Origin of the sequence: Enterococcus sp. HY326, from assembly GCF_026157065.1 — a bacterium.
In the GTDB taxonomy this organism is placed as follows: domain Bacteria; phylum Bacillota; class Bacilli; order Lactobacillales; family Enterococcaceae; genus HY326.
This window is the reverse complement of record NZ_JANLGQ010000004.1, coordinates 53,209-78,682: the sequence shown is the minus strand read 5'-3', so window position 1 is coordinate 78,682 and position 25,474 is coordinate 53,209. Positions and strand designations below refer to the sequence as shown.

Sequence of the window (25,474 nt, the reverse complement as noted above, 5' to 3'; positions counted from 1 at the left end):
TTATTCCCCTCTTCCAACTAGAAATACAGGAATCCCATCATCTGCCATTCCACTGAAGGTCATGACTTGTTGTCCCTGATTTTCATCCCAATTTGAAATAAATTTTCCGTTATATTTTTTTCCATTCAAGATAACACTTGAATCCTGATTCAGATTGTCCTCTGACAATGTCCACTCACCGGCAACATCACCAGTAATAGTTTGCTTTGAAGTTAGTTCAATTGTCTGAGGCTTATTTAGCCAATCAGATATATCCTTTGTGAAGATAATCAAAGAGTAGCTACCTGTCACTTGTTTTTTTGAATAGTCTGCCAACGACTCATCCGCAAAACGTAAAGGACTTATAATGGGCCAACCATCTTCAGTAAAATAATACTGATGCACTCTTATTTCATGTAATTCGCCCGCATTTGGAAAACGAGTATGGAAAATCAAATAATATTGATCTTGAGTTGCATCGTAATATGATGAATTATGTCCTGGTGAGATGTAGCCAGCATTGGTTAAGCCATCGTCCTTTTCATAGAGTAAATTTCCTATCAGTTTGACACCATAATCTTGAATACTTGTATCGTCAAAAGAACTTCCCTCTGCGCCTTTTACTTCAGACATCAGATTTCCTTGGCTATCTTCATAAGGTCCATCGGGATTTTTTGAGCGAGCAACACGAACGTTATAGCCACCGTATGAATCCAGTCCACCAAAAGAAGTAAACAAATAGTAATATTCATTTTGCTCGTTATACTGAATATATGGTGCTTCAATACGACTATGGTTTCCACCAATTAGATGGGTACCATAGGAATCCCTATCAACAGGTAAGCCTGTTTGATCATCCATTTCCAAAATAAATATACCACCTGAATAAGAACCATAAACCATCCACATTTTCCCTTCATTATCGTAAAAAGCTTGGGGATCAATGACATTGGGATTGATTGTTGCATCATATGTCTCCCCAAACTGAGGAGAACTTCCCGAATATAAAAATGATTCGACCTGCTTATAAGGTCCGTCGACATTTTCAGATTCTGCAACGCCTAAAACTGCTAATGGTGATGTTCCTTGGCATAAACAATAATACAAATAGAATTTACCATTCTTTGATTCGAAAATATCACTCGCCCACATTGTGTCCGTCTTCGCATAGGCAAATTCGTCAGCTAATTCTTGTCGCACATTTTCAAATAAACTATCTTCAGCAACAGAATTAGATTCTTGTTCCCAATGCATCAAATCTGTCGATTTCGCAAATTGCGCATGGGAACCCACAATATAAAATTCATCCTGATCTTTGATAATAGATGGATCATGTACGCTGACATTTTCAAACTCTGGATCTTCAAGAGTTTGAGTGACCTGCTGGTTATCAGCGCAACCGGCTAAAGCCAAGGTAGCCAACAGCAAGCTGCTAAATTTCTGCGAAAGTTTCATTGGCAACCACCAACAGTCCCTTCTGCTCATAGCCGCTGGATAAAAGTCTGATCATCGTATAAAGCAGTACCGAAATGGCTACAAAAAATAACCAATTATAAGCCAGAACTAAAACAAAAAATGCAACAATCATTAGTAAACTGCAAATTGATTGTAATGGTAATAAGATAGGAGCTACTAATGCGAATTTGATTTTTTTAATCCATGATTCTTGACTAATATCCACAGCCATTATCAAATTAATAAAACTTAAAAAGAGATAACTTGCCAGAATAAGTAACGGCCATTGAAGCATTGCCCGCAACAGTTCATTTCCCTGAATAATCAGCAAATCAAAATAAAGTAATAAAGCGATTGTAGAAGGGATTAAAATTCGCCAATTGTAGACACGAAAAGCGTTGATATATTCTCTGATAAATTGTTTAAGCAGTTCAAAATATGAGCTATAGTCTGCAAATAACTGAGGATTCCTTAGAATCTTTACAGCAGCTACCATACTTGGAGTTAGCCCAGCAATGAATAATCCCACTGCAGTTCCAATCAACCACATTACATTGACTAGAATTAAAATGACAATTACATTTAATCCCTTCATTAATTTTGTCGTCATAAGAATTATCCCTTCGAACCAGAAAGTGCCACTGATTCAATGATTTGTTTTTGGAAAATAATAAACACAATTAATACTGGTAACAGAGAAACTACGGAAGCCGCCATGATTAATGGATAGTCCGTTTGAATGGCGTAAGCTGCATTCAAATTAGCAATAACAACTTGCAACGTTTGTTTTTCAGGACTGTTCAAATAGATTAATGGTGCCAAATAGTCGTTCCAAGCTCCCATAAACCATAAAATGAATTGAGCAGCTACTGCTGGACGAATCAATGGAAAGATTAGTCTGAAAAAAGTCTGCAAGTAACCGGCTCCGTCGATTTTTGCTGCTTCAACAACTGAATCAGGAATATTGGATAAATATTGTCTCAAAAAGAAGATCATCGTTATATTCCCGAACATTCCAGGGATAATCAGAGGCAATAATGTATCCACCCAACCAATTTTTGAAAACATCATAAATTGCGGAATCATTACAGCTGGATAAGGAATCATCAAGGCTGTTAACAAGATTAAAAATAGTAAATTCTTATGAGGCATCCTTAATTTAGCAAAGGAAAACGCCGCCAAGCTTGAAGTAATTGTTCCAACAACCGTCACTGAAAGGGAGACGATTACAGTATTCTTAATCCCTGAAAAAAGGGTATCTAGATTGGCCAAACGCTCATAAGCGTCAAACCTGATAGGGTTGGGAATCCATTGCGGAGGCAATTGAAAAACCCCTGTTCGATCTTTTAATGAAGTGGACACCATCCAAAGAAGGGGACCAATCATTACGATGGCACCAATCGATAAAATTATCACGATAATGATGCTACTGATTTTGCTCTTTTTCATCTTTGCTCCCCCCTAATCTATCTTATAGCTTGAGCGATTGTTCATATAAAATTGGAAAGCGGTAATCGCAAATACAAGGACAGCTAAAATCAGCGCCATACTACTGGCGTATCCCATTTGCCAATTGCCAAAAGCCTTCTGCCAAATATACCAAACAACTGTTGCACTGCTATAACCAGGACCGCCAGTCGGTGTCATGATATTAATTTCTGTAAAAATTTGTGAACCGCCAATGATATTGGTAACTACTAAAAAGAAAGTAACGGGTTTTACCATTGGCCAGGTAATATTTTTGAATTTCTGGAAGGAGGATGCGCCGTCTAATTCAGCAGCCTCGTAAAAAGTTTTAGGAACACTTTGAATAGCGGCTAAATAAAGCAACATTGAATAACCTAAACCTTTCCAGACTGTCATAATAATAATTGCCGGTTTAACTGTTGTTGCATTTTGCAACCAATTGGGTCCATCGATACCAAACAAATCTAGCACTTGGTTCACTAATCCAAAATCACCGTTATAAGCCCACTGCCATAAAATTGAAATAGCTGCTAAAGACGAAATAACCGGTATGTAATAAACCGTTCTAAAGATAGTTGTTCCCTTGATGCCTCGGCTTAACGCAGATGCCAACATAAAGGATAGAATTAAGCCAATCGGAATTCCTAACATTAGATAAAGTGTGTTGTACATTGTTTTATAAAAATATTCATCTTTAAATAGATTAATAAAATTATCAAGGCCGATAAAGTTCATTCTTCCTAAACCGTTCCAGTCTGTAAATGCTGCATAGGCTGAATAGAAAAGCGGAATTAAAGAAAAGAGAACAAAGCCAATAATTGGCAATAAAATAAAAAGGAAAGCAACTCGATGTTCTTTTGCATACAGTTTACTTTTTCTGGCAACATTTGCCCCTGATTGTTTCATGGATAAACCTCCACTTCTTTGTTGATAGTAACAACTTGAAGGATTCCTAAATTATATAAGTAGGAATCCTTCAAGAATCCTTGCTTTTTGACTACTATCAGAAATTAATTCGCTGTTGCTTGTTGTTGCAAGGCGGCATCAAGTTTTTGCTGCATTTTTGGTTGAACTTCCTGCAAATAATCTGCTGCAGTCTGATCACCATCTAAAACTGGTTGGATATTAATGAAGAATTCGTCATACCATTCAGCATTGTAAGTTGTTGCTGCAGGTAGCGCCCGTCCATAATCTTGCACAATTTGTAAAAATTCTTCTTTATTGGCTGGAACTGTTGCTGTATCAGATGCCCATGTTTCTGCCATATCAATTAGATTGGGAATTTGAATCTCAGCATCAACTAATTGCTGTTGTCCTTCCTCAGAGGCACTCAGGTACTCAACCAATTTAACCGCATCGTCAGGGTATTCAGTATTACTTGAAACTCCAATTCCTAAGGAACCCACATAAGTTGCGGGAACCCCAGTTGAACCTGCTGGCCAAGGCATCAAATCGTACTCAAAGTCTAAGGTGGCATATGTGCTCATGTCCCATGGTCCGACTGGGAAGAAAGCAATCTCACCATTCATCCATCTTTGATAAGTATCTAATGTTTGAGAATCTGAGATGGAAGGAGTTACTTCGTAAACATTTTGTAAATCAGCAAAGAATTGAAGTGCCTCAGCAAATTCTGGTGTGTCTACAGTGACTGTATCTTTGTCTTCGTTAATCCAATCACCATCATTACTCCAAACAAAGGACTGTAAACTCCAGTTTACGTTGAAACCTGTTCCCCATTGATCTAAATTGCCATCCCCATCAGTATCCTTTGTCAATTCCTGTGCAACTTGAGCAAATTGCTCCCAAGTGTACGGAGTATCATTGTCCGGAAGTGCAATTCCGGCATCCTCAAACATTTGCTTGTTATAGCCTAATGCAAATGGTCCCACATCTTTAGGCAAACCATATAGTGCTCCTTCTCCCACCTTCTCACCGTCATATCGATAACTATCAACACCATATTCCCAAACATTAGCTAAATCAAAATCTGAATTTTCAATCTCATCTGTGATATCTAGTAGAACACCATTGTCAACATAAGCCATAACATTTCCTTGCTCGATATAAAATACATCAGGCATATTTCCGCCTGAAATAGCTGCTTGTAATTTAGTAGCATATTGATCGGCATCTGTTGCAATAATTTTTACAGAAACACCCTCTGCTTCTTCAAATTGTTTAATTGCTGCTTCATAGGCTTTTTTCTCATCTTCACCGCCACGGAACATGAAGGTTAGTTCTTTAGAATCGCTGTCACCACTGGAGCTTGAACTTACTCCACCACAAGCTGATAATGTAAAGCCTGCCAAACCCAAAACTGCACCCGCTAAAAGTATTTTTTTGATTTTCATCCTTTGACTTCCTCCTATTTAGATAGTAATTCACTGAAGATAATCTAACGCATTTGCAAACACATCTAACTTACACGTAAACAATAATACAAATTGCAAACGCTGTCAACAATATTTTTGCTAATTATCAAAAATATTTTTATATTTTAATTAATATATTTATTAATCATGAATAAATTCAAGTTGATTATTTACAGTGATTAATAAATATGTTAACATAATTATGAAATCGCTTTAATATAGAGGTGAATGGAAAATGCAATTAGAAATCAATCAGGATTCATTGAAGGTTTACGAAGCGCTGGCGAGTAATGTCAGAATTAATATTATTCAGCTGCTATCCAAAAATAAAATGAGCGTCAAGGAACTGGCTCAGGCTTTAGGCCTAAGTAGTGCTATCGTCACCATGCACGTAAAAAAATTGGAAGAAGCGAATATCATCAAGACTGAAAAAGTTGGCCAGAGTAAAATTTCCAGTCTGCGGGTAGACCACATTGATATTAATTTCCCTGAAAAAATCTTTAACGCCTTTGATACAAAGGAAAATTCAATCCCAGTCGGCCATTATACAAATTATTATGTTGAACCGACATGCGGACTAGCTACTTTGCAAGGATTTATTGGACCGGTTGATGAACCAAAATACTTTATGGATCCCCATCGAATGGATGCTCGGATTTTATGGTTTACAAAAGGCTTCGTAGAATACCAGACACCAAACTTTTTAGCAACGACAGAAAAATTAGAGATGATGGAAATTTCAATGGAGATTTCTTCTGAGTTTCCTTTTTCTAATAATAATTGGCCCTCTGATATTACTTTTTCTTTAAATGGCATTGAATTGGGAACTTGGACTAGTCCCGGAGACTTCGCCGATATTCGCGGCAAATACAATCCAGATTGGTATGTTGATAATTTAAACCAATACGGTCTTTTGAAGACAATTCGGATTATGGATCACGGAACTTACATGGACGGTGAACCCCTGTCAGACGTTAAAATCTCCGACATTCCCCCAACAGAAGATACTTGGCATTTAAAAATTGAAGTCAAGGAAGATGCTGAACACGTTGGTGGTTGCACTTTATTTGGCAAAGGCTTTGGTAATTACGATCAGGACATCAAAATCAAAATGTTTTATAGTTAGCCGACTGTTTGAAAACAAAAATGAATTCTATTGAGACTTAATCTTTTAGAAATTTTGTAAAGCTCAGATGCTGATGAAACCAGAACGGATCTGCATACTGAATAAATTGTCCCTTGCATAGAATTTACTACTAGACAAAAAATATTTCTTAAACAAAAACTGTCTAAAAAAAGCCCAGCTGTCAGATTTAGCTCTAACAGCTGGGCCTTTTATAGGCAGTATTTTTTATTTTAGCGTTGACGCAAAGAAGTTAATTTTACTTTTAAACGTTCAAATGTGGGATCAAACTCTTTTTCATACTCTTTTTCAAAGCTTTGTTCTTGGTAGTATTCAATCATATCATTGTAAAATTCTAAAATTGATTCTCCAAAGTGTTCAGAGGAAATTTCATACATTTTATTGGCTAACACTTCTGGGTCCATTTTGACCTCTGAGTGAATGTAATCTACTAAAGCTGTTGGAAAATCAGCTTCTGTTTTGTAGGTAACGCCGAGCGTCACATCGCTTAATAATTGTTCTAAATAATCATTGCCTAATAAGACGGACTGAGTTCCAGCGGCCATCGCTTCGGTGTAAGTCAGGCCTTGGGTTTCCGAGCGGGAAGCACTAATAAAATAATCGGCGGCTTTATAATAGCGGGTTACATGATTGTTACTGATTTCACCGGTAAATTGGACATAATCTTGTAAATTTAACTCTGTGACCATCTCTTCTAGACCTTCTTGATACGGTCCTTTGCCGACGATGACCATTCTAACTTGCGGCAGTTTTTCAATAACTGCCGGTAAACCTTGAATTAAGGCTTGAATATTTTTTTCATAAGATAAACGACTCAGTGATAATAACATAATCTGATCTTCAGTAATGCCTAATGAAGCCCGCAGCTTTTGCGTGTCCTCAGCAGTAACTTTACTACCAGAAAATTTGCGCACATCAATGCCGGTTGGAATAATCCGCATTGGGGAAGTGCCACCGTAGCTACGCAGTTTATCAATGACCCGCTGACTTGGGCACACGACGCCGGTTGAATGATTAACGAACATTCTTGAAAAGTATTTGACATGAACTGGACGAATCACTTTGCCGTGGGCGATATAATGCAGGTAGTCTTCATACATGGTGTGATAGGTATGAATCACCGGAATGCGCATTTTTTTGCCGACAAGCTTGCCTAAAAAGCCAGCACCAAATTCAGTATGGGTATGAATTAAGTCTAATTCTAATTCCCGGGCAATCAGATACGCATACCACATGCCCCGAACCACGACCCGCCGATCTTTAAAAGAAACAAAAGGGACGCTAGGCATCCGAATAATATTGGGTTCAATTCCGCTGGCATTGGGATCGGTAGTGGTAAAGATGTAGACCTCATGACCGTGTTTTTCTAATTCTTCTTTTAAGGTTTTGATTGACGTTGCGACCCCACTAACTTGGGGGAAGTACGTGTCTGTAAAAAATCCAATACGCATGTTGCGCCTCCTATCCCTTTTGCAGAACCTGCTCTTTCTTTTTGGCATAATCCGCTTGGTACAAAACTTTTTCATAAACTGCTTTTAATTCAAAACCGATTTCTCTGATGCTGCGTTGTTGGGCGGTATAATAGCCCGCTTTGACCGTTGACGGCAGCTCTTCTTCGACGATTCCTTGAATCAATTGACGAAAATCACGATTAGACTGACCCATGTAACAATTTTCTCCGGCAACTAACCAGTCCTGATAGACCGGGATGTCTCTAACTAAAACCTGCTGACGACTAGCTAAAGCCTCTAAAACGACGATACCCTCTGTCTCTTCGTAAGAAGGAAAGAAAAATAAATCCGCACCTGAGTAGGCTCCTTCAATAATATCTCCTTTGATGTAGCCAGGGAAGATCACATTTTCAGGATGATTTTCTTTGACAATATCACGAATATTTTTAGGAATACTCATCATTGCAACATGACCGAACCAGATAAACGTATATTCCGGCATCTGTCTGGCAATTTCGACAAAGTCGATAATTCCTTTTCGTTCGAAGAATAATCCGACACAGATAATTACTTTCTGATTTGGAGCTAAATGAAAATACTCTCGAAAAAGTTTTTCTTTTTGAGTATCTGGCCGATACTCCTCCAAGTCAATGCCATTGGAGATTGCGGTAATCGGTACTTGAATCCCATAATTTTCTAAAAGTGATTTGGAATAGCTGGTCGGAGTAATTAAATAATCCGCTCGAGTATATAAACTAGTTAGATAACGTCTGACGAGTGGCGAAATTTGATTGGACCCAATGAAGGAATTCCTAAAATCCTCCTCCGTTGAGTGGGCATGATAAATGACTTTCTTACCCATTCGCCGCGCTTTAGCGACCATATTATGACTGTTAATTCCATAAGTGTTGATATGCAAAATATCATAATCCTCACAATTCGGATCAAGTGTATATTCAATACCAACTTCTGAGAGAGCACGCTTTTGATGGTCTAAGGCACGACCAATACCAGACTTAGCTAAGATTTTTTCACCTTCGAAATACAATAGCACTTTCATGGTTGCTCCTCCTTTCAGTAGTTCACAGTTATTATAGCATAGCAAGTTACTTTGTCTCTCAAACTAAAGTCTGATGTTTTTCAAAAAAATTAGCATATTTTCATAAAAAACCCTATTAAATCAAGGATAATTCAATTTCTGACAATCATTCTAACAATATTGTTAGGTGAAGCTTTCGCTTGAAAATTTACTGAAATGTCGGAAAATTAAGGACACTTACGAGTAGAGAATATTTTTTTGTTTTAAAATCATAAATTATCTCTGACACTGGGTTGGTGATATTACAATGCACGTCAAAAAATGGGTACTAATTTTCTGGGATTTCAGATTTTCGGTTGCAAGAGGTTTAGTAATTTTTTGAAATCAGATTAAACAAAAAAAGCTCCATTCTCACTAGCGAAATGCTAGAAAGAATAGAGCTTTCAAATTCATTTTAAGCTTCAGCCACGTATTCGTTGACCAATTCAACAACTTCTTCCATTGTATCGCAATCGTTAAGAGCACGATTCGCAAGTTCAGTCATCTTAGTTGTGTCAAGACGTTTCATTAAGCTGCGGGTTTTTAGAATAGATGTTGCACTCATTGAGAACTCATCTAAGCCCATCCCCATTAAAATTGGCACAGCGGTTTGGTCGCCGGCCATTTCGCCACACATACCTGCCCATTTGCCTTCAGCGTGAGCTTCATCAATCACGTTTTTAATTAAACGTAAAATTGATGGGTTATAAGGTTGGTACAAGTAAGACACCCGTTCGTTCATCCGGTCGGCTGCCATTGTGTATTGAATTAAGTCATTCGTGCCAACTGAGAAGAAATCAACTTCTTTAGCGAACTTGTCAGCTAAAACAGCTGCCGCTGGAATTTCAATCATGATACCCACTTGAATGGTATCCGAAACTTTCGTACCAGTATCGACTAATTTTTGTTTTTCTTCATCAAAGATTTGACGAGCCGCTCTAAATTCCTTCAAGGTCGCAACCATCGGGAACATAATGCGTAAATTGCCGTGAACAGAAGCCCGCAACAAGGCCCGCATTTGCGTGCGGAACATATCGTCGCCTAATTCTGATAAGCTAATGCGCAAAGCGCGATAGCCTAAGAATGGGTTCATTTCATGAGGCAATTTCAAATAAGGTAATTCCTTATCGCCACCAATATCCATTGTCCGAACAACAACTGGTTTGCCATCCATACCTTCCAACACAGCTTTATAAGCTTCAAATTGGTCGTCTTCAGATGGGAAATCAGGCGCATCCATATACAAGAACTCCGTCCGGTATAAACCGATGGCTTCCGCTCCGTTATTATGAACACTTTCTAAATCTTTTGGTGTACCAATGTTGGCAGCCAATTCAAAATGCTTGCCGTCAGCAGTGACAGTTTCCGCATTTTTTAGTTTTTCCCATTCAGCTTTTTGCGCCGCATAAGCTTCGCCAGCTTTTTTAAATTCAGCAGCTTGGTCATCAGTTGGGTTGACGATAACGTCCCCTTCAATGCCGTTAACTGCTAAAACATCGCCAGCTTTCACTTTAGCGGTGATTTCTTTGGTTCCAACGATTGCTGGAATTTCTAGAGACCGAGCCATAATAGCTGAGTGAGAAGTCCGTCCGCCGATGTCAGTGACAAAGGCTTTAACAAAGTTACGGTCTAATTGTGCAGTATCACTTGGTGTCAAGTCATGGGCAACAACGACAACTTCTTCATTAATCATAGAAGGATTTGGTAGCGTAACTCCTAACAAATGAGCTAAAATCCGCTTGGTTACGTCACGAATATCGGCAGCACGTTCTTGCATATAGGCGTTATCGTCCATTGCTTCAAACATGCCAATGTACATATCCGTTACTTCTTTTAAAGCAGATTCTGCATTTACTTTGTTATCTGTAATATTTTGTTTAATTTGGCCAACCATTTCTGGATCTGCCAAAACCATTAAATGCGCGTCAAATACTTGCGCTTCTGCTTCACCAAGACTTTGCGCTGCTTTTTCCCGAATCGCTTGCAAGTCTTCTGTTGATTGTGCCAAAGCTTTGTCTAAACGAGCTTCTTCAGCTGCAGTATCGTCAACAGAAACTTTACTAAAGGACAGATCAGGTTGAACTAGCAGGTAAGCTTTAGCGACAGCAACGCCATCACTTGCGGCAATCCCTTTTAGCATTTCAACCATTATTCAGAAAGTCCTTCTTTCTTCATTGTGTCAACGATTGCTGCCATAGCATCTGCTTCGTCAGCACCTTCAGCAGTGATAGTTACATCAGAACCTTGGCCAACACCGAGAGACATAACGCCCATGATTGATTTTAAGTTGACAGATTTGCCTTTGTATTCAAGGTTGATATCTGAGTTGAATTTGCTAGCTGTTTGCACCAATAAAGTTGCAGGACGTGCGTGGATCCCTGTTTCAGCTACTACGTGAAAGTCTTTTTTTTCCATAATAAACATGCTCCTTTGAGTTTACATATTGTTAGGGTTTTCTTTTTTTAAATAGTCTTCAAACAGAAATTCCCTTCAATTTAAAAGATTACCATTTTTTTACGCTAGAGACAACTATTTTCGATTGATTTTCGGGAAATCTCTAGGGCTTTTTGCGGAATTTTTCACAAAAAACTTAGAAAGGCCGTTATTTAAAAACAAACTTGATTTTTCTGGCGATTTCAAGTGCTCCCCTTTATAACAGCAAGCTTTTTTCTATCTGCTTTCTTAGCAAAAATTTTAAAATTTTGTCAGGATTTACGTCTCCTGTTTCTAATTTTTTTAATCTATTTCTATTAAAATAAGGTTTGAATAAAAAAAAATTCTGGCAACACCTCTGTTGATTGCTGAACGTTATTCTGTCGGTTCCTCAGCTGCCACCTGACTTTCAGGCTGATAGCGATAAATAATTTTACCTTCTAATCCCGCTTCACCGACAATATCTTTTTTATCTGGTAACTCCTTCCAGACATCACGAAAAACTAAAAATTCTTCCCGGGTGACGACGATTTCAGAAAGCTCACCAGCTCTTAAGGCAGTTATTTTTTCTGCAAAAGGATTTTCAAACATCTTTGACACCTCCTGTTTGTTTTTTCTATCATAAATAAAAAAAGCTGATTGGACAAGAACCAGAAAATAAAATTCAAAAAAAGCATTTGATAACAGAAGCAAACCAAGCCAAATACTTGCACTTCTTAGAAAATATCGTATAATAACTACAAAAGGTCAAATTTGGTCAGTAACTAAAATTGACCATCATCCTTTTTCTTTTACATTTTCTCTGATGAAAAGTAAAATGACTTTTAAGGAATTTTTGAAAGGAAGTGTCTTCGTATGCTTTGTCAAAACTGTGGCATTAATGAAGCAACCATCCATTTATACGCGACCGTCAATGGTCAAAGAAAACAAATGGATTACTGCCAAAACTGCTATCAAAAAATTAAAAATCAAACGATGAATGATCCAACTGATAACCAACCAAGAATGGCCCAACAAGATCCCTTTGGTTTTAACAATTTGGATGATTTTTTCCGTTCTATGTCCCGTCAAATGCAACAACAAGGCGGTCCAGATCAAACACCGCCAACGCAATTTGGTGGCGGAAATAACTTTAACAATAACGGTGGCCGTCCGCCCCGTGGTGGTGCCGGTGCAGCTAGCGGCCTATTAGGTGAATACGGCGTCAATATCACAGCGCAAGCTAGAGAAGGCAATGTCGATCCAGTTGTCGGCCGGGATGAAGAAATTCAACGGGTCATTGAAATTTTAAATCGCCGGACTAAAAACAATCCCGTCCTAATCGGCGAACCCGGTGTTGGTAAAACAGCGGTCGTTGAAGGCCTAGCCCAAAAAATTGTCGACGGCGATGTGCCGCAAAAGCTATTGGAAAAAGAAGTCATTCGTTTAGATGTTGCGTCATTAGTTCAAGGTACAGGCATTCGTGGTCAATTTGAAGAACGGATGCAAAAGCTGATTGAAGAAATCAAATCAGCTGAAAATGTTATTTTGTTTATTGATGAAGTTCATGAAATTGTTGGCGCAGGTTCAGCCGGCGATGGCAATATGGACGCGGGTAATATTTTAAAACCGGCATTAGCCCGTGGTGAATTGCAGATGGTTGGAGCGACAACCTTAAACGAATACCGCATTATTGAAAAAGATGCTGCCTTAGAACGGCGGATGCAACCAGTGCGGGTCGATGAACCGACTGTTGCTGAAACGATTACTATTTTGAAGGGGCTGCAAAGCCGCTATGAAGATTATCATCACGTAAAATACACGGATGATGCCATCAAAGCTGCCGCAAACTTATCCAATCGCTACATTCAAGATCGTTTCTTGCCGGATAAAGCCATCGATTTATTAGATGAAACTGGTTCTAAGAAAAATTTGACGATTCAATTTGTTGATCCAAAAACAATTGAACGGAAATTAGCCGAAGCGGATGCTCAAAAACAAAAGGCTTCTCAAGAAGAAGATTTTGAAAAGGCAGCTTATTATCGGGATCAAATTAATAAATTGGAAGAAATGAAATCCAAACAGGTTTCTGAAGAAGAAACTCCGGTGATTACCGAAAAAGATATGGAAATCATCGTCGAACAACGGACTGGTATTCCAGTTGGCGAATTGAAGGAAAAAGAACAAACGCAATTGATTAACTTGGCAGATGATTTAAAAGCCAATGTCATTGGTCAAAATGAAGCTATTGACAAGGTTGCCAAAGCAATTCGTCGTAACCGTGTCGGTCTAGGGAAACAAAACCGGCCAATCGGCTCCTTCTTATTTGTCGGCCCTACTGGTGTCGGTAAAACCGAGTTGGCTAAACAACTCGCAAAAGAAATGTTTGGCTCAGAAGATTCGATGATTCGTTTTGATATGAGTGAGTACATGGAAAAACACAGCGTTTCTAAATTGATTGGTTCGCCTCCAGGCTATGTCGGCTATGATGAAGCCGGTCAATTAACAGAACAAGTGCGCCGCAATCCTTATAGCTTGATTTTACTAGATGAAATTGAAAAAGCACATCCAGATGTGCTGCACATGTTCCTACAAATTTTAGATGACGGCCGTTTGACTGATGCGCAAGGCCGAACAGTTAGCTTTAAAGATACTATCATCATTATGACAAGTAATGCTGGTACTGGAAATGTCGAAGCCAACGTTGGTTTTGGTGCTGCCCGTGAAGGGGTAACCCGCTCTGTTTTAAATCAATTGAACAATTACTTCACGCCAGAATTCTTGAACCGCTTCGATGGTATCGTAGAATTTAGTGCCCTTTCAAAAGAAAACTTGAAGGCCATTGTTCACTTGATGCTTAATGAAGTCAACAGCTTGTTGGCTCCGCAAAAGTTACACATTGATGTACCAGAAAACGTTCAAGAAGAATTAGTTGATCTTGGGTACAATCCAGAAATGGGAGCCCGTCCATTGCGCCGGACAATCCAAGACACAATTGAAGATGGTATCGCTGAATTTTATCTAGAACATCCTGAAATTCATGAGCTAAAAGCAAAACTGGACAAAGATGGCAATATTGTTGTGACATCTAAGCCAGAACGTTTAGCCAAAGAAAAACCTGAGGCCGAATAAGTTTCATTTATCACTAACAGATTAAATCACTTAAAATTAACTTAAAGTAGCTAACCTTAACTGAGGTTGGCTACTTTTTTAAGCAAAAGGCTTTTTTAATTCTTAAAAAATGATTATAATTATGCTATAGGGAACTCACATGGAAATGTCAAATCTCCATGGCTGGCACTTTAAAAAAGCAGCCAGCATCTCTAAATAAATCTTTCTTAAACGATGACTCTTTCTTATAAGAGTCCGTGCTTACTAAAAACTCTAACAACTTACTCAAGGAGGTGAACCTATGAAACTTGTCAATGTCACCAACAGCCATGCGCGCCTAGTGAAAAATCAGCTGGAAACAACGGATGCTCAGGTGGTAAAAGTTTATTCCGCTGGTAATACGACAGTTATTTTTACGGAAGCTCCGCTACATAATGAAATTGCTTTAATCAATAAAAAAAGAAATATTCTGCCCTCTGAGGTTTCAGAAATCAAAGAGCGTTTTTTGAAAAAGCTGCCGCAAAATTCTTACGACGCTGCAAAAATTACCACAATGGAAATTCCCGGTCTAGTTGAAATTTCCATTCCTAAAGTCATCGCCAGTGCCCAAAGCAATGCTTCTTAAACAATCTCTGTTTGTTTTCTTATCCAATTTATGTAACAAATCCATCCACTTCTACTTCTGCTAGTCGCTTTTTGTCTTGTTGGGAACAGATGTGGATTTATTTGTTTTTAGCTACTGTTAGTTTTTCGCAAAGTGAGGGGGAGAAACGTGCTAGAACAACTTTTACTAGACAGTGTCGCAAGCAAAAAATTGCAAATTTATGGTTTTTTAACGAAGGGTAAACAGACGTTAGTCACCCCTGCTAATCTGCGGGAAAATTTTTCTATCAGCTACAACCGTCTTCAAGCACTCTTAGAAGAAATCCAATTCGACCTTGAAAAGATTGGCATTACTCAATCTCTATGGGATGAAAATGGCAATTTGATTTGTTTCAATAATCCAGATTTGTACATGCGGTACCGCTCTTATTTATATAATCAAAGTCTACCTTATAAATTTGTACTGACCTCTTTATTGGAACCCGAAAAAAACGCTGAAGTATTCTTAAAGGAAAATTTTACTAGCCGTGCTTCCTTGGCCCGCAAGCTGACTCCTTTATCAGAATATCTACAGGAAATCGGTTTAAAAATGAATCGCTCGCAAATTAAAATCAGCGGCGAAGAAAAGATTGTGCGGGTCTTTTATTTCAATGTTTGCTGGTTTATTTCCTATGGGGCAGATGTTATTTCCAATGTTGATTTTATCGGCTCCATCACCCCATCGGATTTTCTCTATCTATTTTTACAACAAGCCAATCAACAGGCCTGGAAATTGATGACTGCCATCACTCATTTACGTCACCAGCAAGGCTTTTTCGTCAATGATGAAAAACTTGAAGAACTCTATTTTCCTAATATCGCTAATCCTTATCCACAACTTTTCGGCGATAATATCGATTATCACGGCCACGAGGCTGCCGAAGTGGATTACCTCTGCTTTTCAATTTTTTATTGGCCGAATTATTTTGATATTAAAGACCCGCGGCTGCCCTTTGTGATGCATTCCTTTGACGATAATATTCTGCATATTAAAGAACTCGCTAATGATTTGATTGCCGACATCAAAGGTGGCTTATTGAACGGTGAATTTGATGACGAAGCCCAGACTCTGATGAAAGCCAATCTATTTGTTGTTTTCTATAATCAGGATTTGACCTCTGCTAGTGTACCGCTGCTTTCCGCCTTTATGATGGGACGTATCGAATCTCAGAAGACTTTTTATCCGTTTTTGTACAAACATATTTATCATTTTCTCAAGGAAAAAAGTAAAACCGCAAAATTCAGATGGCTGGGGAAACGGTTGGAGGATTTAATCTATCTTTCCGCTTTGATTATTTTACCAAAGCTAGAAATTACCGATAGTTCCGCCCGTTTAAAAGTTGGCCTGATTCCCGGTCCGAATTTTGCGGTGATCCACGCAATTCAAAACTTTCTATATGATTTGAACTACGTTGATGCCGAATTATTAACAAATGTTGAAGAACGTAGCTGCGATTTTTACATCAGCAGCTCCCCTAGCTTTTTAGAGGATATTCCTCCTGAAAAGATTTTTGTCGCCAACAGCTTTGAAGGCGACGATTATCTCAGCGAGCTTTATCTAGTCTTGAAAAAAGCTTATCTGCAAAAAAAATTGCAGCTACTGGCCCCTGAAGAACTTTCAGATTCCACTAATTAAATAGATGCCCGTTTTTTATCATTCACACGTTCTGAATCCTGCTGGTTGATAGCAGGATTTTTTTGATGCAGTCGATATTTTTTAATTTTCCGAGACAGCCAATAAGCAAAAATTGCTAGAAAAATTGCCAAGCCCACAAGCAAGCCAATTAAACGTTTCCTATGATAGTTGCCGGCTTGTTTAATTTCTTGACTCATCGCCGCCTGATAAGGGATTCGTTTGCCCGTCACCAAGAGACGATGACTGTTAATGCCATATGGCGTACAGGTCAATAAAGTGACAATTTCCGCCCCTTCTCTGATTGCAATCGACTCGACTTCTTCTGGCAACACCACCTGAATTTCAAAAATCTAATAGGCAAAACGTTCTCCTAAAACGTCGATGTAAAATTTATCCTCTTTGTTCAGCTTATCTAAATCCGTAAACAGCATTTTTTCAGGAATGCCGGTGTGTCCGGTAATCACCGCATGGGTATTGTTCCCTCCAACTGGAAAGGAAGTTCCCTTCAGGTGAGTCGCACCTTTTTCCAATAGTGCCTCATTTGTTTCATCGAACAGCGGCAGACTAACATTAATCGCCGGTATGTAAATTGCACCAATCGTATGACTTTCAAAATATTCCCTAGTGGGATCAATTGTGTTGCTGACTGCCGCCTCAAAGGGGTCAACTACTTCACCCATACCCGGCACGTAACTTTTTTTACTGCTGTCAGCATTTTGCTGCTTCATCTCAGCTAGCTTTTGCTGCTGCTTTTCATCAGCAGCAATTTCTTTTTGATAACTGGCAATGCGATATTGGTCGATGACATTATTGATTCCATCAACCACAAAAGGATAAGAAAAAACAGCTACTCCTGCTAAAAACAAAAACGCCATCAAGAGTTTTAAAATAAATTCAATTTTAAACCAGCGCATTTTCTCACCTTCTTTATGTATAAGATTCCACTCGTTAGCTTGATATTTGCCAGGCAATCTATTAGAAAAACTGCGGCAGCGGCTTTTGTAAAAGATAAACAATAAACTCGTCATCAAATGATTGCCACTCTAGAAACTCCTAGAGAAAAAATCATCAGGTCTTTTTCTTGCAGGAAAAAGTGTAAGGACCAAGACATTTCCCCTGCAAGCTTGCTTCTCAATTACTTTTTACCGCCGCCGCAGTTCCATTCTGTTTTAAAACAACTGCTGCCACAAGTCGAGCTATCTTGCCCTTCTCGGCTGTTAAGTATTAAACTTCAAGCTGATTTTTAGACTTGCGATACCAAACATATGCTCCAGACATCATTGCTGAGCCAGCTGCTAAGAAGAGTAGGATACCCATGCCGCCTGTTGCTGGTAATACCCCTTTTTTGGTGTTAGGAATTCTTCCTAGAATCATCTCATCAAAACTACCCTTGGCAACTTTAAATTCTGTCACGTTTTTGCTTCCTTCTGGTAATACATAGCCATCAGGTGCTTTTACTTCTTCTAAGTAATAGGTACCTTCTGCTAATCCAGTAATGGCAAAAGTATCTTCAGTTGAGACAATTTTAGTTGCGCTCTCTTTCTCAGTTAACCAAGAAATGGAATGAGCTTTATTATTGTCATATGTTGCTTGTGGTGTTTTAGAAGCATCTAGAAATTGTGCATATTCTCCTTTAGAATTTTTCAAAAGAAATTCTGCACCTTGCAAGCCGACTTCACTGGTTCCATCAAGTTTTTTGAACTTATATCCACCGGTCAAGACTGGAAATGGCGGTTTTTCATTTTCTTCATATTTATTACCTGTGGTATCCTCGATGATAATCTTCGCTTCATTATTAATAAAAACGTCTGGAACCGCATCCGGAGTAATCACCATTGTGTAAGTGATTGTAATTTCTCTTGGTGATGCGTTGTCCAATCTGGTCAGCAAGTCTAAATTTACCTTGTCATCTTCTAAAGCTGTTTTTAATTTTAATGCCCAGCCTTTATTATCATCCTTTGGAGTAAAGACAAAATCATCATTTGACAATTCAATATTTGACCCTGCGCTAACCTTAATTGTTCCTGGAACATATGCTAAACCTAATTCAGGAGTATCTTCAACTACAAAATTCTCAATGATTGGTGTGCCATCTGTGTTCTGTTTAGCGATGTTAGCTGGAATTGGAACAGTAATTCTGTAGTCAATTTCTTTACCGATTTCAAAATCAAAATATTCATCATCTCTAGGCACGATTGCCTCGCCGTTTTCAATAATCTCTTTTTTTGAGTCGACTTTGGCATTTTTTGGATACAGATGAATATCTGTGTTATAACCATCATCCTCAGGAAGCATTACAGGCAAGACCACAATCATCGGTGCAGCCTGTTTCGTAATGCCTAAAGGTGAAGATTTTTCAATAAACATTAAGACTCGATCGCGATCACTATTTTTAGTATCGATATTTTCAAAAAAGGCAATTCCTTCATCATCTGTTGTTTGAGTCTCGATTGGATTAGCTAGTTTCATCCAATCTGCATTCCAATTTTTTTGCATTTCTCTTACGGCTTCTTCAACGCCATACTCTTTCACCGCGTATGCATAGCCATCGGTAACGTCGTAAAGCTCAAAGGTTGCGCCTGATAATGGGTTGCCTCCAATGTGAGGATTTTCTTTACCGTTGTTTGGTAATTCTGTTGGAAGGTCGTTTTCAAAAACTAGCTTATGAAGTGTAATATCTATTTTGTCAAGTGGCCCCACTTCTTCGGCCTGGCCACGAACAGCTAGCGTTCCCACTAAAAGAGGCAACAGCATTAACAAAGCGGCAATCCACCCAAATATTTTTCTCGACTTTTTCATTCTTTAGTCATCCTTTCTTAACTGATTCAAATTTTGTTATTAAAGAGAATCCTGTGCAAATTCTTCGTCATTATGGAGGGAGTGGTCTGCACAGGAAACTGACACACACTTATCTGAGTTTGCTAGTTCTGGTTTTCCGACGAAGATATCAAGCCAGTAGCATTAAGAGAAACCCTAGAACAAACAACGAACTTTTGACCTCCCCTGTTTGTAAAAATTTCTTGCTATTGGTCGGCCCTTTCGTTGTCCCCGTTGGTGTTGGTGTCGGCTTGTCCTCACTAGTATTTCGATAGTTGTATACACGAGGTTCTAGCTTTTGATATGAAATCTCCGGCACCATTCCAGAAATCATTTCATTCATCCGATAACCATTTACGGTCACATAGAGCGGATTGCCTGCTTCATCCTCTCATGAAGGAGGAACAATTACTTCAATGCGCCGATCTTCCGCTTCAATCGTGTAGCCCTCAGCCGCCTTTAATTCCTCAAAATAGTATGTTCCAGAAGGAAAGAAGCGGTGGGTACTGACTAAACCGTCGCTGCCAGAAACAAATTTTGTCACATTAGTATCCTGTAAAGGATCACTAGATTCTGTCCAGCCATTTTGCAGTGAATTGACCTCACTTTCATCAAGGTAGAGCTTATTGCCAGTGTCGTCATAGCGATACATTGCAAAAGTTACACCCTGTAAAGGCACACCAAGTTCCTGACTTCCTTCAGTTTTTCCATATTTGAAAAAATACGGATCTCGAACATAGCCGATATTTTTTGTGTAGAGATGAATTTGTTTCAATTCTTCAACATTTGTCAGCGGATTTAAAATTGGTAAAAACATGACCATTGGCACTGAACGTCTTTCAATATCAACATTCAAACGCACATCTGGATCAGGTGTTGTTTCCATTACTAGATACACGGCATCGCTCTCATTGCTGTATCGATTCAGCATCACTCGGCCAATTCCTTCACCAAATTCTGCATCTACATCTGTGTTGACCGGTCCACCAGCAAGTGGGAAATCCTGCTCTTTAATCAGTTCTAAAACCGCTGTCATTGATAGCTGGTTAAAATCATCTAAGAAACTTTCTGAATCTTGTCCTGTAGCCATATAAAAATCCGTCAAATCATAGATTAGAAAGTTGGCACCATTAAATGGCATCGCCATATTGGTGATATCTTCATCATCCCAATTCTCCTTTGGAACTTCCACACCGGTATTTTGATAAGGTTCAATATCCGGCATCATGATATCCCGATATATTCGTTTATGGATGATTAATTCAACTTGCCCATCCTCTGCGGCTTTGGCAACCTGCGGCAAGATGCTACTGCCAATTGCTAAGAAAAGGACTAGAATCGCAGAAAATAATCCTGCTAGTTTTTTAATCATGAACACCAGCCTCCCCTCTTTTAAGCCACTTAATTAGCCAGCCGATAAATAACGAGCCGACTAATAGAGCACTTGCAATCAGAAACTGACCTAAGCGACCAATTCCGCCAGTTGCTGGTAATGGATGAGAAAAATCGTTGGTGACCACAAAACCAAGGCTGACTTTGTCATCGGCAAATTCCAGCTCAATACTCTCCTTCTCTCCTTGAGGCGTTTCATTCAAGTAATACTGAACTTCTGCCATTAAGGAACCTTTCTCACTGAGATTCCCATCATCGTTACCATTTTCACTCCGCTGAGTGATTTCTAAGCGGAAATACCCCGGTAGCCTTTGGTATCCAGATGGTGCTACGGTTTCCTCAATCTTATAGGTACCAATTTCTAGATCAGCTAGTTGATAATGCCCCTCTTCACTTGAGCTTTCTTGCAATTCAACAGGGGCTAGCCAATTTCCATAGCTATCTAGCTTGGCTGCAGTAAATCCTGCCTCCTTTAAAGGATTCTTTGTATAGCTATCCAGTTTTTCTAAATCCAGCTCAAATGGCAGTACTTCATTTTCAATTGTCAATTTCCAAGTGGTTTTATTGTTAACTTCAGTTTTATTTAATGTGGCATTGGAATAATTATCAGCCAGAGTGAACTTACCTGCCTCATCGATGATAAGCTCCCAATCTGTTTCACTACCTTTGTAGCCCGGCAGTAAATCAGTCTCTGAGATTGTATAGCGACCTGCTTCAGCCTCAAAAGCTGTTTCAAAGTCAAGATCCTGATATTTTTCCCCTTCAGTTTTCTTAAAGAAGTGCCCTTGTCCATACTGATTCCAAATAGGACCAGCTTCTTGACTTGTTTCTAAGATACCGCTATAAGCTTTGAAAATTTCTTCAGAATCTTTATCCTGCAGCTCAAAGCCAAAACCGTTAAGGGGAGTATCATTACCTTCCTTGATAATGATAAAATCAACTTTTTGTTTTTTATTTTCAACATCTATGGACATGTTTAAAGTGTCTTTATCAACCGCAGAAATGTCTGCAAATGTTTTGAATGATTTATTATCTTCATCACCATATTTATGGTAATAAACTTTTTGCTCTTCAGGCACGACTTGAATTTCCCAATAGGTGTTTGCATCAGGGGCTTCAAAGCCAGCAGGTGCCTTTGTTTCATAAATCCGGTAAGATTGTTCCGCTTTACTGATATCAAATGTCAAAAGATTCTCTTCTCCGTCATAAAAATCGACAACGCCATTTCCATTGGATTCTCCGCTACCTAAAACGGTTGCATATTTTCCATCTCGGCTTTTACCCCGCAATTCAAACCTCGCTTTTGGCAAAGGATTGTTGCCATCGTGTTTATTGACAGTAAACTTAATTGGCTTGAATTGATTTTGAACAGTGAGGTGTACAAAAGGATCATTTTGGCTCCAGCTATTTTGATTAATCGAAAAGACAAAACTATCATTATCCGTGTAAACCGTCTTCCAACTATCCGAGTTTCGACCAGCTTGGTCCCACCAAGCCGGAGCTTGATTATAAGATTTGCTGTTGCCTTCAGTTTCATTAGTCAAGGTGTAGGAACCTAGAGAACTTCTTTTCCTAACTTGAAAATCCAATCCTTTATTTAATAGCTGGTATTGATTAGGAACTGATACTTCCTTAATCGTGAAAACATCAGTTGAGCTATTTCTCCCAGGAAATTCAAAACGGAAACCTGCTTCTCCACTTGCATCCGTTGTCGCGTTACCATGTGACTCTTTTCCTTTGCTCATCTCATAAGTCGTCCCACTTATCGGGTTGCCAAAAATGTCTTGTTTTTTTACAACGACATCACGAGCTTTGCTTAGATAACGAATTGCCGGAAGCGCCATATACATTCGTTTTTCCGCCTCATTGTCTGGGCCATTTACCATATAGGTTTCTTTATTCGTCACATAGTAGGCACCATTTTGCGCTTGATAATCCAGCTCAATCTGATATTTTATGCGCACCATTTCGCCTTCACCTAAAGAAATTCCGGTAAATTTGTAGCCTTCCTTACCGCTAAGTGAAGCAGCCTCAACATTTTTATTACTGCTTTCCCACAGCATTGGTGGGTTATATTTGGTCGTACTATTATTATTTTTTGATAATTTGTAATAGGAAATTTCCGGACTTCCGCCGGCTAATGAAACATTGCTTCCTAGCTCGTCATAGACTGTGGCGTTTTTCAGAGTATTACCATAGCCACCGGTAATGTTGATCATCGCTGCAATTAATTCGTCCGTATTTTTTGCATCGTAATAACCATCTTTGCCAATATTTTGCAAAACTGTTTTGCCTGTGTTGTTCAAGCCGATGCCAATACTATAGACATTGGCATTTGTGTTTGTATATTTTTGTTGGAGCCACAGGTTGTAGGCCACCGTGTTAATTGCATTGGTTTTGTCTTTGGTAGTGGCGCTTGTTCCATCACCAAAGAAATAGTAACTTCTGTTGGGAAATTCAATCTCGCCGAACTCGTAATACCGATATTGTTTGTCTCTTCCTTCCCCAATATAACCATCTGTTAGCCCTTCCCTACTAAAATCGGTGGGCAGTTCGTCTTTATCAGAAAAGTAATTAGAACTACCGAAATTTTTTAAATATTGGTAATTGGTGTTGAGAGCCCAATAGTCAGAAAGAGCTGTAAGATCATGTGTCCATGCTTTATCTACCCCCGGTTTGCTCTGTGGTTTACCATTATTCAGTCCAACATTAATTCCTTTAATACCGCTAAAGGAGACCGTTGGCTGACCATCGCCGACCACAATCAAGACTTTTTCTCGTTCTGGAGTTTTTCCACCATCATGAAGAACTTTATAACCTTGTTGGAGTCCTAAAGATAAGGGGGTTCCTTGACTGCTTTTTGCGTCCGAAGTCAAGATTGGATCGTTTTTAACAGCATCTATATTACTTGTTAGTGATGCAGTATTGGCGGTCATCCCAAATGTATCATGACCATAAAAATCAACGAGGCCAACCCGCAAGTCAACATTTTCATTTTTATCAAGATCAGTCACTGTGCGAGTCACAGCATCTTTTAAAGCACGGTCTTTTCTTTTTCCATCACTATTATTTGTCATACTTCCTGATTTATCGAGGACAAAAACCACATCGAGTTTTTGCTTTACAGTGACTTCTTCAGCCGTTCCAATGACGTCAATATAAACATTGTAAGTTGTTGTTGTATCTTGAGTTTTACCACCACTAGTGACCGGTTCAACCCATTTTTTAACGAAAGCCCCGTTGTAACTTGTATAGCTGTTGGTAAAATCACGTTCTTTTCCCCAAAGTTGTAAGGTTTGGCCGTGGCCAGAGCCTGTGATATTTTCCTCGGCAGTTGGGTCAGTTTTCGAATAATCATAATTTTTCCAGTTAGCTTCCGCTTCTGCTCCGGTATAGCCATTCGTTACAAACCCTGTAGTAAATTTATCTGTTGCTTGATTTGGAAATTTTTGTTCTGAGACAGCTGAAACAACATAGTCAAAAGTATCATGAGTTGCGAAAGGTCCTAAAGGTAGACCCTCGCCAGCTACAAAAGGCGTTTGTTGATTTTTACCAAAGAGAGTCATTGATCCGGTAAAAGCATTTTTATCTTCTGAATTTTCTTCAGGCAAATCTTCAGCATCAGAAGCCGCTTGTGTGTCTTCAAGATCAGTGGTATCTTCAGTCGTTTCCTCAATAGCGCTTTCAATCTCTTCTTCAGTTGTTTCTGTAGTTTCAGTTTCTTCTGTCTCTTCAGATATTTCGGGTTCAGTTGCTTCGGGATCTTCTGGAGTTTCTGAAGCCTCTGGAGACTCTTGGTTCTCACCTTCTGGAGCCTCAGTTTCTGGATCACTCGGCTCTTCCAAAACATCTAGACTAACAACAACTGGCACTTGTCCCACTGTTTCTGTTTTCTCAGTCGAAAATTCTAGATACCCAGTTTGACTTTCTTCAGAAAAATCTGGTGTATAAAACCAATCAAAATTGCTGTTGTCATCGGCAACTTTCATCGTAGAGATATCACCATTATCTGCCTGACCCAATCCTTGGCCACGAATGTTAGCGATTGTTCCAAAACCAGTTGCACTCTGGTCAATGGCAATCCGGAGCCGTTGTTTGTTCGGCGTCACTTTCTTTTGAAACTCAAGATGCCAGTCATAGGTTGTTTCAGTTTCCACGTAACTTGCTTCAACATAGACTGTGTCATCGTCTACCAATACTTGGGTCGAATCATAGCCGACCGCTTCAACAATTGCTGGATATAAACTTAGCACTCCCTTGAGAAGCGGCAGTATAATAGCTACAATCATCAGTATCGATAGCCATCTTTTTTTCTTCATTTAATCACCCACTTCCAATCTAGAAAACGTGTTACTTGGCCTTCGTAATCCGTTTTCCAATACCTTGCAGCTTCACAAAATTCGTGTGTCCCTTTTTTGTGAAAGCCTTCTTTTTTGCAACGCATCCTGATTGCCCTCCCAACTTGCATAAAACCTTACCTCCGCTCGGTTTCACAAAATCGATTTGTTCCACAAGCTA

18 protein-coding genes and 1 pseudogene are annotated in these 25,474 nt (G+C 39.1%); 4 read left to right on the top strand and 15 right to left on the bottom strand.

Annotation, left to right across the window (positions count from 1 at the left end):
• The 5 genes from ORH16_RS11045 to ORH16_RS11025 form a co-directional block, all read right to left on the bottom strand.
• Positions 1 to 1,434 (bottom strand): glycoside hydrolase family 43 protein, encoded by a 1,434-nt coding sequence (locus ORH16_RS11045; protein WP_265458881.1) that lies wholly within the window; start codon positions 1,432 to 1,434, stop codon positions 1 to 3.
• Positions 1,412 to 2,044 carry a DUF624 domain-containing protein gene (locus tag ORH16_RS11040; RefSeq protein ID WP_265458879.1) on the bottom strand — a complete coding sequence of 211 codons (633 nt, stop codon included), beginning with the start codon at positions 2,042 to 2,044 and terminating at the stop codon, positions 1,412 to 1,414. Before ORH16_RS11040 ends, ORH16_RS11045 begins: the two co-directional genes overlap by 23 nt.
• A gap of 5 nt (positions 2,045 to 2,049) precedes the next feature.
• Positions 2,050 to 2,883, bottom strand: a complete 834-nt coding sequence (locus tag ORH16_RS11035; protein ID WP_265458877.1) for a carbohydrate ABC transporter permease — start codon at positions 2,881 to 2,883, stop codon at positions 2,050 to 2,052.
• A gap of 12 nt (positions 2,884 to 2,895) precedes the next feature.
• Positions 2,896 to 3,807 carry a carbohydrate ABC transporter permease gene (locus ORH16_RS11030; protein WP_265458875.1) on the bottom strand — a complete coding sequence of 304 codons (912 nt, stop codon included), beginning with the start codon at positions 3,805 to 3,807 and terminating at the stop codon, positions 2,896 to 2,898.
• Positions 3,808 to 3,911: 104 nt separating this feature from the next.
• Positions 3,912 to 5,252 carry an ABC transporter substrate-binding protein gene (locus tag ORH16_RS11025; protein ID WP_265458874.1) on the bottom strand — a complete coding sequence of 447 codons (1,341 nt, stop codon included), beginning with the start codon at positions 5,250 to 5,252 and terminating at the stop codon, positions 3,912 to 3,914.
• 256 nt (positions 5,253 to 5,508) lie between these two features.
• Between ORH16_RS11025 and ORH16_RS11020 the strand changes: the two genes are divergently transcribed.
• A complete protein-coding gene (locus tag ORH16_RS11020; RefSeq protein ID WP_265458872.1) occupies positions 5,509 to 6,399 on the top strand; it encodes an ArsR/SmtB family transcription factor in 891 nt (296 codons plus the stop codon).
• 230 nt (positions 6,400 to 6,629) lie between these two features.
• Here ORH16_RS11020 and ORH16_RS11015 read toward each other — a convergent pair whose 3' ends face one another.
• The 5 genes from ORH16_RS11015 to ORH16_RS10995 form a co-directional block, all read right to left on the bottom strand.
• On the bottom strand, positions 6,630 to 7,868 hold the full coding sequence (locus tag ORH16_RS11015; RefSeq protein ID WP_265458870.1) for a glycosyltransferase family 4 protein: 1,239 nt from the start codon (positions 7,866 to 7,868) through the stop codon (positions 6,630 to 6,632).
• Positions 7,869 to 7,878: 10 nt separating this feature from the next.
• Positions 7,879 to 8,928, bottom strand: coding sequence for a glycosyltransferase family 4 protein (locus tag ORH16_RS11010; protein ID WP_265458868.1), 1,050 nt, complete (start codon positions 8,926 to 8,928; stop codon positions 7,879 to 7,881).
• Positions 8,929 to 9,361: 433 nt separating this feature from the next.
• Complete coding sequence (gene ptsP, locus ORH16_RS11005; protein WP_265458866.1) at positions 9,362 to 11,095, bottom strand: phosphoenolpyruvate--protein phosphotransferase; 1,734 nt, start codon at positions 11,093 to 11,095, stop codon at positions 9,362 to 9,364.
• Complete coding sequence (locus ORH16_RS11000; protein ID WP_048603058.1) at positions 11,095 to 11,361, bottom strand: phosphocarrier protein HPr; 267 nt, start codon at positions 11,359 to 11,361, stop codon at positions 11,095 to 11,097. Before ORH16_RS11000 ends, ptsP begins: the two co-directional genes overlap by 1 nt.
• Before the next feature lie 393 nt (positions 11,362 to 11,754).
• Positions 11,755 to 11,970, bottom strand: coding sequence for a hypothetical protein (locus tag ORH16_RS10995; RefSeq protein ID WP_265458864.1), 216 nt, complete (start codon positions 11,968 to 11,970; stop codon positions 11,755 to 11,757).
• A 264-nt stretch (positions 11,971 to 12,234) separates the two neighbouring features.
• Between ORH16_RS10995 and ORH16_RS10990 the strand changes: the two genes are divergently transcribed.
• The 3 genes from ORH16_RS10990 to ORH16_RS10980 all read left to right on the top strand — a co-directional run bounded on the left by ORH16_RS10990 (position 12,235) and on the right by ORH16_RS10980 (position 16,747).
• A complete protein-coding gene (locus ORH16_RS10990; RefSeq protein ID WP_265458862.1) occupies positions 12,235 to 14,490 on the top strand; it encodes an ATP-dependent Clp protease ATP-binding subunit in 2,256 nt (751 codons plus the stop codon).
• A 280-nt stretch (positions 14,491 to 14,770) separates the two neighbouring features.
• A complete protein-coding gene (locus tag ORH16_RS10985) occupies positions 14,771 to 15,094 on the top strand; it encodes a DUF1827 family protein (RefSeq protein WP_265458860.1) in 324 nt (107 codons plus the stop codon).
• A gap of 147 nt (positions 15,095 to 15,241) precedes the next feature.
• On the top strand, positions 15,242 to 16,747 hold the full coding sequence (locus ORH16_RS10980; protein WP_265458858.1) for a helix-turn-helix domain-containing protein: 1,506 nt from the start codon (positions 15,242 to 15,244) through the stop codon (positions 16,745 to 16,747).
• Here the strand turns inward: ORH16_RS10980 and ORH16_RS10975 are convergent.
• From ORH16_RS10975 to ORH16_RS10955, 5 genes and pseudogenes are all read right to left on the bottom strand, one after another.
• A pseudogene (locus ORH16_RS10975) lies at positions 16,744 to 17,622 on the bottom strand (class C sortase). The gene ORH16_RS10980 and the pseudogene ORH16_RS10975 overlap by 4 nt on opposite strands.
• 349 nt (positions 17,623 to 17,971) lie before the next feature.
• Positions 17,972 to 19,546, bottom strand: a complete 1,575-nt coding sequence (locus ORH16_RS10970; protein ID WP_265458856.1) for a SpaH/EbpB family LPXTG-anchored major pilin — start codon at positions 19,544 to 19,546, stop codon at positions 17,972 to 17,974.
• Between the two features lie 148 nt (positions 19,547 to 19,694).
• Positions 19,695 to 19,907 carry a hypothetical protein gene (locus tag ORH16_RS10965; protein ID WP_265458854.1) on the bottom strand — a complete coding sequence of 71 codons (213 nt, stop codon included), beginning with the start codon at positions 19,905 to 19,907 and terminating at the stop codon, positions 19,695 to 19,697.
• Between the two features lie 48 nt (positions 19,908 to 19,955).
• Positions 19,956 to 20,936: a pilin N-terminal domain-containing protein gene (locus tag ORH16_RS10960; RefSeq protein ID WP_265458852.1), complete on the bottom strand. Its 981-nt coding sequence runs from the start codon at positions 20,934 to 20,936 to the stop codon at positions 19,956 to 19,958.
• Positions 20,929 to 25,275: a VWA domain-containing protein gene (locus ORH16_RS10955; RefSeq protein ID WP_265458850.1), complete on the bottom strand. Its 4,347-nt coding sequence runs from the start codon at positions 25,273 to 25,275 to the stop codon at positions 20,929 to 20,931. The genes ORH16_RS10960 and ORH16_RS10955 overlap by 8 nt, the downstream gene beginning before the upstream one ends.
• Positions 25,276 to 25,474 lie beyond the last annotated feature (199 nt).

Bases quoted from the DNA above. Each gene is read 5' to 3' on its own strand.
- ORH16_RS11045 (WP_265458881.1), bottom strand. From the start codon at position 1,434: ATGAAACTTTCGCAGAAATTTAGCAGCTTGCTGTTGGCTACCTTGGCT.
- ORH16_RS11040 (WP_265458879.1), bottom strand. From the start codon at position 2,044: ATGACGACAAAATTAATGAAGGGATTAAATGTAATTGTCATTTTAATT.
- ORH16_RS11035 (WP_265458877.1), bottom strand. From the start codon at position 2,883: ATGAAAAAGAGCAAAATCAGTAGCATCATTATCGTGATAATTTTATCG.
- ORH16_RS11030 (WP_265458875.1), bottom strand. From the start codon at position 3,807: ATGAAACAATCAGGGGCAAATGTTGCCAGAAAAAGTAAACTGTATGCA.
- ORH16_RS11025 (WP_265458874.1), bottom strand. From the start codon at position 5,252: ATGAAAATCAAAAAAATACTTTTAGCGGGTGCAGTTTTGGGTTTGGCA.
- ORH16_RS11020 (WP_265458872.1), top strand. From the start codon at position 5,509: ATGCAATTAGAAATCAATCAGGATTCATTGAAGGTTTACGAAGCGCTG.
- ORH16_RS11015 (WP_265458870.1), bottom strand. From the start codon at position 7,868: ATGCGTATTGGATTTTTTACAGACACGTACTTCCCCCAAGTTAGTGGG.
- ORH16_RS11010 (WP_265458868.1), bottom strand. From the start codon at position 8,928: ATGAAAGTGCTATTGTATTTCGAAGGTGAAAAAATCTTAGCTAAGTCT.
- ptsP (WP_265458866.1), bottom strand. From the start codon at position 11,095: ATGGTTGAAATGCTAAAAGGGATTGCCGCAAGTGATGGCGTTGCTGTC.
- ORH16_RS11000 (WP_048603058.1), bottom strand. From the start codon at position 11,361: ATGGAAAAAAAAGACTTTCACGTAGTAGCTGAAACAGGGATCCACGCA.
- ORH16_RS10995 (WP_265458864.1), bottom strand. From the start codon at position 11,970: ATGTTTGAAAATCCTTTTGCAGAAAAAATAACTGCCTTAAGAGCTGGT.
- ORH16_RS10990 (WP_265458862.1), top strand. From the start codon at position 12,235: ATGCTTTGTCAAAACTGTGGCATTAATGAAGCAACCATCCATTTATAC.
- ORH16_RS10985 (WP_265458860.1), top strand. From the start codon at position 14,771: ATGAAACTTGTCAATGTCACCAACAGCCATGCGCGCCTAGTGAAAAAT.
- ORH16_RS10970 (WP_265458856.1), bottom strand. From the start codon at position 19,546: ATGAAAAAGTCGAGAAAAATATTTGGGTGGATTGCCGCTTTGTTAATG.
- ORH16_RS10965 (WP_265458854.1), bottom strand. From the start codon at position 19,907: ATGAATGAAATGATTTCTGGAATGGTGCCGGAGATTTCATATCAAAAG.
- ORH16_RS10960 (WP_265458852.1), bottom strand. From the start codon at position 20,936: ATGATTAAAAAACTAGCAGGATTATTTTCTGCGATTCTAGTCCTTTTC.
- ORH16_RS10955 (WP_265458850.1), bottom strand. From the start codon at position 25,275: ATGAAGAAAAAAAGATGGCTATCGATACTGATGATTGTAGCTATTATA.